This is a genomic window from Nocardia sp. bgisy134 (genome assembly GCF_965341865.1).
Classification (GTDB): domain Bacteria; phylum Actinomycetota; class Actinomycetes; order Mycobacteriales; family Mycobacteriaceae; genus Nocardia.
Window position 1 is genome coordinate 302,644 of record NZ_CBDQZP010000008.1, and the last position, 9,129, is coordinate 311,772.

The following is a 9,129-nucleotide window of genomic DNA, read 5'->3' on the forward strand; positions in this document are numbered from 1 at the left end:
CGGCGTGGGCCAATCGGTGAAACCTGGAACTGCTTTCGCCGCAACACGTAGCTCACTCGACGGCTCGGTCAAGAGCACCCCGTGGGACCAGGTAGACAGTTGCATGCTCGCCTCCGTGTCACCATGGAGGAACTTCCGATGGCGCAACGGACAACGGCACTACCCCGGAACCTAATGGTCCTCAACTTGCTGCACGCACATCATTTACGAGTCCCGCTTGGAACTAGCTCGACTGCTCTTCGCGGACTTCGATTCGAATGTGAATCACATTGTTGCGCAACCATTTCTGCTCAGCGCCGAAGTCGACGATCTACCCCGAAAGCACATACCGGACTACATACTCTTCGGATCTGGGTCACCGACAGTGGTGGATGTGAAACCGCAGTGTCGATTGGCTAAGGCACAGTTCACATTCGGGTGGACTCGTGAGCTGGTAGAGCAGCGGGGTTGGCATTACCAAGTATGGACTGAGCCTACGGATACCGAGCTGGCCAGCGTCCGGTTCCTCGCTGGCTTTCGTCGCTACCAATTATTCGACCCTCAGTTGTTAGAGCAGGTGCGCGCAGCGGATCTTGACGGCGCACCCTTCGCCGAAGCGTGCCAATCGTTCCCTGAGTTTAGTGTGCCGCTTGTGCGTTCAGCCCTCCTCCACTTGCTCTGGACCCAATACTTCACCGTTGATCTGGCGCGGCCGCTGCAGTCGTCTACCGTTCTATGGAAGAGGAATTGCCCATGAACCAAGCACGGGTTCGAGTGGGTATCGGCACACGGGTGTCCTACGACGGTGAGATCGCCGAAATAGTCGAGGTGGCCGCGACCGAGGCAGGCATCAGCATTGTGCTGCGATTGGGCCCGCGCGGACAGCGGGTTATTAGGGTTGCGCTGAGAGAACTGCTGGGCACTGACCGTGCTCGCCTCATTCCGGATGGACTCGCTCCAGACGATCCACAAGAACCTGCCAGCGTGGTTCTCGCCGAACTCTCGGATCCGGCCCGAAAGAGCGTTGTTGAACGGGCAGGACACATCAGAGAGACACTGACCGGATATCAATCGGGCAGCGCTGAGCTCGCAGATCCCAGCGAACCCCGGCCAGCCTTCGATCCGAATCTGCCTTTGACCGCTAGATATGAGGCGAAAGCAGCCGAACTCGGTGTGTCAATACGCACCATCAAACAGTGGGTGTCAGACTTCCGGGCCAACGGCGAAGCAGGACTTGCGCGTGCGAAGGGACCCAAAGGTCGTGGCCCTCTGGGAAATACTGATCAACGATGGGTAGACACGGCTGTCGAAGTGATGGTCGAACATTCGGATCAGTCGCGACCTTCACGGACCATGGTTATCGACTGGACCAATGCGCGTGTGGTGGCCAGGTTCGGGCCAGATGTGGTGCAGGCACCATCGCGAGCAACGGCGTTTCGGGTGCTGGCGGAGCTTGAACGGCAGCACCCAACGTTTCGGTTGAGCACGAAACGTAACCGGGATATTGCAGGTCGCCCGACCGAAACCTACGGCAAGTTACGGCCGACACGCCCAGGTGAGTACCTGCTGATGGACACGAATCGGCTGGATGTGTTCGCGCTCGATCCAGTCACGTTGCGGTGGATGCAGGCTGAGTTGACTGTCGGAATGGACTGGTACACAAGATGTGTCACCGGAATCCGGGTGACGCCGGTATCAACGAAGTCGGTGGATGCCGCAGCGGTGTTGTATCAGGCGTATCGCCCACGCCCGCCCGGCCGAGACTGGCCCGCTCACGCGGTTTGGCCTGAACACGGGATCCCACGCGCAGTACTGATGGACGTTGACGCAGTGGACGGTCCTGTAGTCGGGGCTTCAGGGCCAGCGATCGTCCCGGAGACCATCGTGATCGATCACGGGAAGATCTTCGTTTCCGAGCATCTGACCAGCGTGTGCCAGCGAATGGGGATTTCGATCCAGCCTGCGCGGCTTCGGACCGGCCGCGATAAGGGCCCAGTGGAACGGTTCTTCCGCACCATCCGTGAGGACCTGCTGCAGGCGCTGCCCGGCTACAAAGGTCCGGATGTACATTCGCGCGGCCTGGATCCCGAATCGGAAGCGTTCTTCTATCTCGACGAGTTGGAGGCAATCATCCGGGAGTGGGTGGCCGTCGTTTACCACCATCGCCCACACGATGGATTGGTTGACCCTCAGGTACCCGGATTGCGGATGTCGCCAGCAATGATGTTCGAGCACGGTATGGCTCGCGCTGGCTACATCGAGGCGCCTCGGGATCCTGACTTGGCGTACGAGTTCCTCAAAATCGAGTGGCGCACAATCCAGCACTACGGCATCGAGCTTGGTGGCCGCCGCTACAACGGTCGCGGCCTGGACCCCTACCGCAACATGGTCAGCACCTACACAGGAAAGGCTAAGGGCCGCTGGCCCATCCACCATGATCCAGACGACATCGCCCGGGTCTACTTCCGTGATCCCGAAACTCACTTCTGGCACATATTGATGTGGGAGCACGCTCCATCGATGGACATGCCCCTGAGCGAGGATGCCCTACGATTCGCTCGGCAACTCGCCGCGTCGAGGTACACCTATCCAGATGACCGGATCGCGATTGCCGACCTGCTCGAACGTTGGGACCTCGGGCTCGGCGCATCAGTGGTCGAGCGGCGAATGGCGTTGCGGCTGTCTCGCGAATCAGCACTACTCGAAGACGTCCCGACCCACGATGTAGTGGCGACACTGCCATCGGTGGCGCGTGTCCTGGCCACGCCTACTGCCGCCGCTGACCATACGGAGGACGCCGTCCCTGAAATAGGTGACGATGACGACTTCGATGATGACGACTTCTACGCCGATGCTTTGGAGGATGTGTGAGCCGAACTGCGCCCGCGCCCACCGAAGACACCGCGCGGCTGGATAACCTGACCCTGTCGCGGAAAGAGGGCTGGCGCAGCTTCGTCGAATCCCCAGCCCGACCTCAGCCAGAAACATTGAGCCGCAAGAGGCTTAAGGCGTTAGCTGAAGACGACCTAATTGACTACAACAGACATCGCCGCGCGTGGCATGCCAATCTCGGCCCGCTGAAGACGCCACAACTGGCCGAGCTGCACGAAGATCTTTGGGACATCATCGATTCCAATGCCCAAGACGGTGACAAAGCCAAGGGGGCTGTGGGCATCGATGCCTTCCCGGGGTTAGGTAAAACGACGTCGGTGCTGGCGTTCGCCAAGGAGTTTCATCGCCGTGAGGCAGTCGAAGCAGGCCAGTTCACCAGCAGTGGTCACGAGCGTTGGCCCGTGTGCAGGGTTGGGCTGACCGGCAGCACGGGAATGAAGGATTTCAACCGAGCGATGCTGAAGTTCTACGCCCACCCCGGAACAGAGCGCGGTACCGCTGCCCAATTCGCCGACCGTGCGTTGGATTGGGTCCTCTCGTGTGAGACGAAGCTGCTAATCGTTGATGACCTGCACTTTCTGAAGATGCGGGAGAAATCCGGCGTGGAGATCAGCAACCACTTCAAATATATCGCCAACGAGTTCCCTGTAACGCTTCTATTCATCGGTGTTGGACTGGCCGCGCGTGGGCTGTTCTCCGAAGGCTCGTCCTATTCCGATTCAGTGCTCGGACAAAGCGGACGCCGCACCACACCGCTGGGTATGCGACCGTTCACCGTCGAGAACAACGCTGCCCGCCGCGAGTGGCGACAGATACTGTTGGCGATCGAACAACGGCTGGTCCTGGCTGACAAGTATCCCGGCATGCTCGCAGATGACTTGTCCGACTATCTGTTTGAGCGCAGCACCGGCCACATTGGATCTCTGATGACGGTCATCAACCGCGGCTGCCAACGCGCGATCCGCACCGGTACCGAAAAGCTCGACACCGGGCTGCTGGATGGGGTAAAGGGCGATGCGGCGGCTGAGCAAGGACGCCGCGAACTGCAAGCCGCGATCCAATCCCGGCGTATCACCACCACGACCAAGACCCGCGCCGGATGACGTCCGTGCGGACGCTGCCGATCCGGGTGGCCCCGATCGAGGGTGAGGCGTTGGATTCGTGGCTGTTCACGATCGCGCACCGCACAAAGACGACATGGGCGGACCTGCTGACGGCACTGGCCCCCGCGGGACCGCAGCCACCAGAGCAGATGCGCACCCGAGGTAACTGCATCGTCTATCTGTATCCGGCCGAAACCGAGGCGATTGCGGCAGCCACAGGGATCACCGATACGGCAGTAGTCGATGCAATGACGCTGGCTCAGTTCGACGGCACGGCGTTGTCTATCAACCGGGACCGCCGCATGGTAATCCACGGATTCCCGTGGGGACGCAGCCGCGGGTCGCGGTACTGCCCGCAATGTTTGATCGATTCTGGGGGTCGGTGGCAGCTGCAGTGGCGGCTTGGCTGGGTATTCGCCTGCCTGACACATCACTGTCTGCTTGTCGACGATTGTCCGCACTGCCTGCAGGTACAGCTGAAAACAGTGGGCGGGATGGCGATCCCGAGACCCGGTCATTGCACGCGCCCTGCCCCTGGTGCGACCGGCATTGCCGCACCTCGTTGCGACGGCGCGCTTGCCATCGCCCACACAGTGCATCTGCCAGCAAACCACCCCGCTCTACGCGCCCAGCAGGTCATACTCGATGTCATCACCAGCGGCACAGGATCATTCGGTGTGTATGCCGACCGGCCACTGCCTGCACGGACGATTTTGTCTGATGTGCGGGCCGTGGCCCGACGCGTCCTGGACTATGCCAGCGTCGAGCACCTTTCCGCTTGCCTACCTGCCGATCTCGTCGCCGTCTATGACTCCACCGGTGGCGAGCCTCGGCAGACCCGTATGACGGGACTGGCGTCTCCGGCGCGGGCGGTGACCACTGCGATCGGAGTGACCGCAGCATTGGATGCGCTGACCGCACCTGACATCCCGACCGCAGGTGCGCGACTGCGGTGGCTGATAAGCCTGAGCAGGATCAAACACCAAGCCATGAACGCCAGCAGCGCCACGGGATGGGGCAATGGCACCTCTGCCATGCTCGCCGCGGTGCAGTTGAGTGCGTTAGTGCCGTTCATGGCTGTCAGCGACGTACTGCGCTACCGCAGCCACACCGCCACGCCACGCTATCCCCAGCGTGAGGACACCAGTGCAATCCCGGATCACCGGGTGCCGACGCTGCTGTGGCCGCAATGGGCGCTGCGGTTCGCGGTACCGACTTGCGGATACTCGCAGATTCGGCGTGCACTTCCGGCAGCGATGCTGGTCGTCGGTTCGCGGCGCACATTGACCGCAGCAATCGCCCTGACCGAGGCGAGGATGCTGCCAGCTGGCGTGTCACGCTGCCTTCGGCTGCTACGCAACAGCCGACAGTGGAATGCTGTATTGACCGCGTTGACCCGGCTCTCAGACTACTTGAGTGCTCATGACATCCCTATCGACTACCGACGCCGCCGCAGCCTGGACTATCGGTGCTTGCTGTCCGAGGCTCGATGGCTGCAAATCTGCGGGCACACAGCCACAGCGCCAGGTACCGGCCACAGACTGGCTGTGATCCGGTCGTGGCTGTTCGAACGGATCAGTGGTCTGCCCGCCGAACGATCGCCCTTCGCCGAGAGGAAATCATGGTTCGCCGCCCAGCTGTCGCTGTTGCCGCGGCAGTTGACCCCGGAATTAGCAACACATCTCGACCTCGCTGCACGCGAGTTTCTTGATCGCCACGGTGCGATCGACGAACCTCTCACCTGGCATCCACCCCGGCAACTCCTCAACGGGCTCGCCCTGCCCGGCCCGGACCCGGACACGGTCGATGTCAACGAACTCCACCTGTTGATCCGAGTAGAGCAGTTGTCACTGACCGCTGCGGCCGAGCAGCTGGGGGGCCGCGTCGAGGCGGCACGGTTCGTGCTGGAAAATAATCCGGCCCCGGAAGCCTTGACTACCGCCCAGCGGCGGGCCCGGGGCGATATCTTTGGCGCCACCGCGGCGGCGCTGTCGCAGTCTGAATTGCTCAACTTGTACTACGACAGCCACATGAGCATCAAAAAGATCGCCGACGCGATGGGCGTCAGCAAGCAAACGATCACTCGGCTGGCTGCACACTACGAGGTAGTGCTCGACCCGGAGCTGCGACGCGATCAGCATGGCATCAACCGGGACTGGCTGTATGAGCAGTACGTCGCCCGTCGCCGAGCGCTGCCGGACATCGCCCGCGAATGTGGGATTAGTACAGCTAACCTCGCCCGATGGGCCAAAGTCCACGACATACCGATGCGGTCGCGCGGCGGCCCCAGCCAGACCGCAAATCTCAACGCGGCCATCGCTGCAGAATCGGCGGCAGACGTACTGCGACCGGCACTCGCCGGCGTAGGAGGATGGCAACGTCTTGAACGTTTCGCTGCCGCCAGCCGCTATCCCACCCTTACTCTGGCCGCAAAAGCCCTCGGCGCCAGCCAATCTGGTCTCGTCACCCAGATCACCCGCCTCGAACAAGAACTCGGCGGCAAACTGTTCGTACGTGCCGAACGGAATCGTCCGATGAAAATCACCCCGTTCGGGACGGAGGTCATCGCTGCCATAGAAGGCACGCGCGGCTCGGCCCGATAGCGAATGAGCTCAATCGCTGCGGTGCGGTGCGTCCACGCGGCACTACTGCGCCCTGTCCGCCGGTACGGGCAAGCCGTCCATTAGCTGGCCGGGAGTCGTCTTCAGCCCGGCCGCGAACCTCAGGATGTTCTCGACCCGCGGACTACGCCGACCACGCTCTACCTGTCCGAGATAGGTCCAGTGCACGCCACAGGCATGGGCCGCGACTTCTTGACTCCATCCGAGCTCGGTTCGCCGGGCACGCACCCGTGCTCCAAACGCCTTAGCGGTCGGATTGAGCGGAGGTTTGACGGGACTGGACATACACGGCCAACCCCATATGTCCAGCGCGTATTGATCCAGAGCGTAAACGTCCTATGCACTTCCATCCCATGCGCAAACGTCGTACTATGCTCAACTCGATCGCCACGTGCGGCCCTCTCGACCGGACTATCTGGTAGTCCGCGCATCGGACTCGGCGGGCGGCCACCTAAGACCGACTCGCTTCGAGTGAATCGCCACATCACACGACGAGATCGGAGCTTTAGCGTTGTCCACAGTGATTCTGAAAGGACGCGATGAGGGCGTCGACCACGCGGCGGAATCGTGGCTGGCTACAACAGAACTAGCCGGAAACGCCGACGCCGCACTGCGTTTGTCCCGAGCGATTGACCCGATTCGCTACGGCTTCATCAAACGTGAGCCGTTGAACCTGGCAGGCTGCATCGGGACCGCCGCCGACATCGTCATCGAGTTGCTCATCGCGGGGCAAGTACCCACTCCATGCGCGATACGGGCCGCTGTGACGAACCCGCCGAATATGAAGTCGGCTGAGGCACGGGAGGAAGAGCGAGCGGAGGCGAAGCTCCTCAAGGCGATGGTTCGCGCCGACTACGACTCGCTCGGTGAGAAGTTGTCCTCTGCTATCGCGCTCCATTGGGTCAACCATGGGATCGGCCCGACCTGGCAGGAGGCATGGCAATCCGATGCCGTCGTGAACTGGTGGATCTCCGGACTCGGCGAGGTGCCCGAGTACCGGCTGGCCCGCAATCCAATGTTTGCGATCCTCGATCGGGCTGGATGGCTCGCGTCGAATCGCAGTCCGCGCTCGCTGTGTGTCGGCCGACGGTTTCATGTTCGCTTCTATGGCGACCATGTCTCACTTGCCCCCGCGGCCACCGTTGGTTACCTGGTCGCCCGGCACATCGGGATCTATCGGCGGCTTCACGACGACCACAGCCCGACCTGGGGCGAGTTAGCAGCCGCCGCCACTGACGCGAAAGGAATTCCCTTGTTCTTCAACACCAATGACGCCCGAGCCCAGCAGCGGTGGCTAGTGACCCAAGGATGGGTACGCATCGAGAAGGACCAACTTCGGCGAGGCGACCGAGCGAAGGCTGAAACCCGACGCCGTACTGCTCTCCGAAAAGCTGCGGCGGCAGCGTTGCAAGCCGCCTGAATGCCGTGGTCATTGGCAGCAACGCATCTCAAGAGGAGACAACCGCCGAGATTGCAGGGCTCGAATCGCGGTGTGGTGCTGCCAATGCCGACCACGTTTCGTCGATTCCGCCTCGCCTGGCCTCATGTGGCCACGTGATCCACCCGCGTCGCTTTCTCGCTCGTTGGTGATGCGGTGGATCTGGTAGCGGATAAATGTGGTGCGATTCGGTGGGGTTCGCATTGTTGCTGCGCTTCTACGCCGAAGTCCACCTTTCCGCGTGGCCAACCCGAGATCCCGGACGCGACAATTGATTACATGGCTCGTCACATGCGTGGTGTCGAGCGGACCGAGATCGCGTTCTACGAGTGGACCGGGCGCACGATCGAGTATCACCGCACCCAGATCCGCAAGGCGCTGAGGTTTCGAGAGTGCGGTGTCGCCGACGGCGACGCGATCACGATTGGCTGGTCGAACAGGTGACGCATGTCGAACGCAGCGCCGATAGGGTGCCTGCTGTCGGAATGTCGGAGACGGCGGCTGGAATCGCCGACGGCTGGCCGGATCGTCCACTTGGCCTTGAGGCGCGGTGACGTGTGCCGTCCGATGAGGAGACCCTTGAGAGCCTCGCGCGTCGGGAGGAGGCCTAGCAGTTGGACTGGTCGGCGTATCTGGCGAAGATGATCCACCGGGACGATCTGCGTCAGCGCATCGCCGCGGACAGCGCGGCTTGAACGCGGCCGGGCACACCCCGGACCGCGCCACCGCGATCAAGGCGGGGCTCACCGCAGGTCGGCGTTCCGCTCACTTATGGGGCTGCCCCGCTTCAGTGAGAGGTCTGGCACGCCCCTGCGGTTCCGTGCTGCCCGGTGGGGTCTGTGCCTAATCGTGAGTTCCGATGACTACCACCGGATCCGACGCCAGTACATCATCGTCGAAGTCGTCACCGCCCGGCGCTTGAGCGGTGCGATCATCTGCCCACTCGGCTCCGCGATCGGGGTGGCGCTGACCGGTGCCCCGTTCAAGTCGGCTCGCTATGGTTCGCCGGGGTCGTGGAGCCGATCGCGGTAGTCGAGCCGGGCGTGGTCCGCCAGCATGTTTGTCGACCTCTATCAACACCAGCGAATCAGTTTGC

General features: G+C 62.0%; 7 protein-coding genes. 6 read left to right on the forward strand and 1 reads right to left on the reverse strand.

Annotated elements, in window-relative coordinates; translation table 11 throughout:
- Positions 1–217 precede the first annotated feature (217 nt).
- The 4 genes from ACRWNM_RS17030 to ACRWNM_RS17045 are packed head-to-tail and all read left to right on the forward strand — an operon-like array spanning position 218 to position 6,577.
- Positions 218–736 (forward strand): TnsA-like heteromeric transposase endonuclease subunit, encoded by a 519-nt coding sequence (locus ACRWNM_RS17030; RefSeq protein WP_431968529.1) that lies wholly within the window; start codon positions 218–220, stop codon positions 734–736.
- Positions 733–2,850, forward strand: coding sequence for a helix-turn-helix domain-containing protein (locus ACRWNM_RS17035; protein ID WP_431968531.1), 2,118 nt, complete (start codon positions 733–735; stop codon positions 2,848–2,850). Before ACRWNM_RS17030 ends, ACRWNM_RS17035 begins: the two co-directional genes overlap by 4 nt.
- Positions 2,847–3,974, forward strand: a complete 1,128-nt coding sequence (locus ACRWNM_RS17040; RefSeq protein ID WP_431968533.1) for an ATP-binding protein — start codon at positions 2,847–2,849, stop codon at positions 3,972–3,974. The genes ACRWNM_RS17035 and ACRWNM_RS17040 overlap by 4 nt, the downstream gene beginning before the upstream one ends.
- Positions 3,975–3,979: 5 nt before the next feature.
- A complete protein-coding gene (locus ACRWNM_RS17045; RefSeq protein WP_431968535.1) occupies positions 3,980–6,577 on the forward strand; it encodes a TniQ family protein in 2,598 nt (865 codons plus the stop codon).
- Between the two features lie 42 nt (positions 6,578–6,619).
- Here ACRWNM_RS17045 and ACRWNM_RS17050 read toward each other — a convergent pair whose 3' ends face one another.
- Positions 6,620–6,880, reverse strand: coding sequence for a helix-turn-helix domain-containing protein (locus ACRWNM_RS17050; protein ID WP_431968537.1), 261 nt, complete (start codon positions 6,878–6,880; stop codon positions 6,620–6,622).
- A 235-nt stretch (positions 6,881–7,115) separates the two neighbouring features.
- Between ACRWNM_RS17050 and ACRWNM_RS17055 the strand changes: the two genes are divergently transcribed.
- The gene (locus tag ACRWNM_RS17055) at positions 7,116–8,015 is read left to right on the forward strand and encodes a hypothetical protein (RefSeq protein ID WP_431968539.1); all 900 of its coding nucleotides are present in this window, start codon (positions 7,116–7,118) and stop codon (positions 8,013–8,015) included.
- A gap of 297 nt (positions 8,016–8,312) precedes the next feature.
- A complete protein-coding gene (locus ACRWNM_RS17060; protein ID WP_431968541.1) occupies positions 8,313–8,477 on the forward strand; it encodes a hypothetical protein in 165 nt (54 codons plus the stop codon).
- Positions 8,478–9,129 lie beyond the last annotated feature (652 nt).